Raw genomic sequence first — 2,295 nt, 5'->3', positions numbered from 1 at the left:
CGCTCCCCCCGCCCTGGAACACGCCCCCCTACCCGCGCAACACGCGGGAACACCCGGCTCCTCCGCCGCCGGAGAGGCCGCGAAGAACACCGTCACCGTCCCGCGTCCGCCGGAAAACCACTCGCCGGGACACGGGGGCCACCGGCACACTGGGGGCTTTGTCACAAGGAGGCCCCGATGGGTACGCGTGCGCTGCACCCGACCCTGCGCCACCGGGGGTTCGGCCTCCTCCTCGCGGGCGGGGGCTCCGGCGAACTCGGCTCGGCGATGCTGCCCGTGGCCGTGGTCGGCCTGGTGCTGGCCGGACACGGACCGCTGCTCCTGGGCCTGGTCCTGGGCGCGCGCGGTGTGGCGTGCCCGCCTGGCTGCTGCTGACCGGCTACGCCGCCACCGGCACGGGCTTCATATGCTCCTGGGCGTGTACTGGCACACCGCCCTGCAACGGGCGATCCCCCAGGACCTGCTCAGCGTGGTGATCAGCGTCGACGAGGTGGGCAGCTTCGCGCTGGAACCGGCCGGGTACGCGCTGGCCGGGGCCCTGGCCCAAACCGTGGGGCCGCGCCCCGTGCTGGTCGGCGCGGCCGTGGCCGGGCTGGTGACCACGCTCGTGCCGCTGGCCGTTCCCGGCGTCTCCCGCCTGGCCGACCCGGACCGACCGGCCGCCGCGCTCTGACGACACACGGGACACACCGGCCACACGCTTTCCCAGCCCGCCGCGGGGGGAGGCTCGACGCCGGTCCTCCCCCGCCGGGCCGCCTCAGACCGAACGGTCGACGCGGCCCCTCACCAGCCCCAGGGCCGCCGCCGCGGAACGCCGCACCCCGGCGGCCAGCCCGGACAGCCGACGGCGCCACACGGGCACCCCGAGGTCCTCCCCCGGCTCCACGGCCGTTCCGGCCGCCTCGTCCGTCCCGGCGGCCCCGGCCTGGGCGGCGCGCTCACGCAACCGGTCCCTGACCTGTTCGGGGGTGTAGGCACGGCGCTGCCGCTGGTCCCGCGCGATCACCGCGCCGGTCGCCGCGACGCCCACGAAAGCGGCCACTCCAAGGGCCTTCCACCAACGCATGTTCCCTAGGCTAGTGGGTGTGGCAGACACGAGCATGTCCCTGAACGAGGCGCTGGAGCTCACCCGGACCGGTGACGTCTGGGTCTTCCGCGGCACGAGCGCGGCCGACCGCGCCATCCAGATCACCACGAACAGCCCGGTCAACCACGTCGGCATGTCCATCGTGGTCGAGGACCTGCCGCCGCTGATGTGGCACGCCGAACTCGGCCGGTCCCTGCCCGACGTGTGGACCGGCAGGCACCAGCGCGGCGTACAGCTGCACGACCTGCGCGACGCCGTCCTGGTGTGGGGCCGCAAGTACGGCCAGCGCGGCTGGCTGCGCCAGCTCGACCCCCTGGCGGACGGCGCGATGGAGGACGCCGCCCTGCGCACGGTCGCCCGGCTCAACGGCACCCCCTTCCCCTCCACCACCCAGATGGCCGCCCGCTGGGCGCGCGGACGCCTGCCCCTGCGCAAGCTGCCCTTCGGGAGGGACGCGCGCGAGCGCGCGCTGGAGACCGCCTACTGCGCCGAGGTGATCGCCCTGACCTACGAGGCCATGGGCCTGCTGCCCTCGGGGCGCCTGCCCGGGTACTACGACCCGGGGCGGTTCTGGAGCGGCGACGACCTGGAGCTGGAGGGCGGCGCGTCGCTGGGCGGGGAGATCCGCGTGGACCTGCCCGCCGAGTGACCCCGAACGCCCGGAGGGAGGGGCCCGGCACCGGGCCCCTCCCCGTCAGGCGAGGTGGAAGACCTCGGTCAGCGGCACCATGCCCTCGTCGGGACGGCCGGGCAGGCCCTCGAAGAACGGCGCCATCTCGGCCTGCCAGCGGGCGTTGACGTCGGTTTCGGCCATCGCGGCGCGGGCGGCCTCGAAGTCCTCGGTCTCCAGGTAGCCGACGACCATGCCCTCCTCGGTGCAGAACAGCGAGTAGTTGTGCCAGCCGGTGGCGCTGAGGGCCTCGCGCATCTCCGGCCACACCTCGGCGTGCCGTTCCCGGTACTCGGCGAGGCGTTCCCGGCGGACCTTGAGGATGAAGCAGACGCGCTGCACGGACGTCCTTCCTGTGGGACGGATACGGATGAGGCGCGACAGACCATGACGGTTCTGCGCGAAGTGGTACGGATTGCGGCACGTCGGGCCGGGCGGAGTCGCCCGGGCCCGGTTTCCGTGTGCCGGACGCCCCCCGGAACGGCTCCGGGACCGGGGAGCGCGCCCGACCGCGGAGGCTCCCCGTGTCCGGGGTGCC

Annotated in this window: 5 protein-coding genes; 3 read left to right on the top strand and 2 right to left on the bottom strand. The window is 74.6% G+C overall.

Annotated elements, in window-relative coordinates; genetic code table 11:
- The first annotated feature begins 177 nt into the window (after nucleotides 1-177).
- Nucleotides 178-375: a hypothetical protein gene (locus DQW06_RS29570; RefSeq protein WP_232833041.1), complete on the top strand. Its 198-nt coding sequence runs from the start codon at nucleotides 178-180 to the stop codon at nucleotides 373-375.
- Between the two features lie 43 nt (nucleotides 376-418).
- Entirely contained in the window at nucleotides 419-673 is a 255-nt protein-coding gene (locus DQW06_RS29565) for a hypothetical protein (protein ID WP_232833040.1), read from the top strand.
- An 84-nt stretch (nucleotides 674-757) separates the two neighbouring features.
- Here the strand turns inward: DQW06_RS29565 and DQW06_RS15930 are convergent, their stop codons facing one another.
- A complete protein-coding gene (locus DQW06_RS15930; RefSeq protein WP_117198823.1) occupies nucleotides 758-1,042 on the bottom strand; it encodes a hypothetical protein in 285 nt (94 codons plus the stop codon).
- A 58-nt stretch (nucleotides 1,043-1,100) separates the two neighbouring features.
- Here DQW06_RS15930 and DQW06_RS15925 point away from each other — a divergent pair, with 58 nt between their 5' ends.
- Nucleotides 1,101-1,736: a hypothetical protein gene (locus DQW06_RS15925; RefSeq protein ID WP_117198822.1), complete on the top strand. Its 636-nt coding sequence runs from the start codon at nucleotides 1,101-1,103 to the stop codon at nucleotides 1,734-1,736.
- A gap of 45 nt (nucleotides 1,737-1,781) precedes the next feature.
- Here DQW06_RS15925 and DQW06_RS15920 read toward each other — a convergent pair whose 3' ends face one another.
- Nucleotides 1,782-2,099, bottom strand: a complete 318-nt coding sequence (locus tag DQW06_RS15920) for an L-rhamnose mutarotase (RefSeq protein WP_013153329.1) — start codon at nucleotides 2,097-2,099, stop codon at nucleotides 1,782-1,784.
- Nucleotides 2,100-2,295 lie beyond the last annotated feature (196 nt).

The organism is Nocardiopsis sp. TNDT3, from assembly GCF_003427465.1.
GTDB lineage: Bacteria > Actinomycetota > Actinomycetes > Streptosporangiales > Streptosporangiaceae > Nocardiopsis > Nocardiopsis dassonvillei.
The sequence above is the reverse complement of the archived record's forward strand: the minus strand, read 5'-3'. Positions and strand labels throughout refer to the sequence as shown.

Coding starts and splice junctions, on each gene's coding strand:
- DQW06_RS15925 (WP_117198822.1), top strand. CDS start 1,101: ATGTCCCTGAACGAGGCGCTGGAGCTCACCCGGACCGGTGACGTCTGG.
- DQW06_RS29570 (WP_232833041.1), top strand. CDS start 178: ATGGGTACGCGTGCGCTGCACCCGACCCTGCGCCACCGGGGGTTCGGC.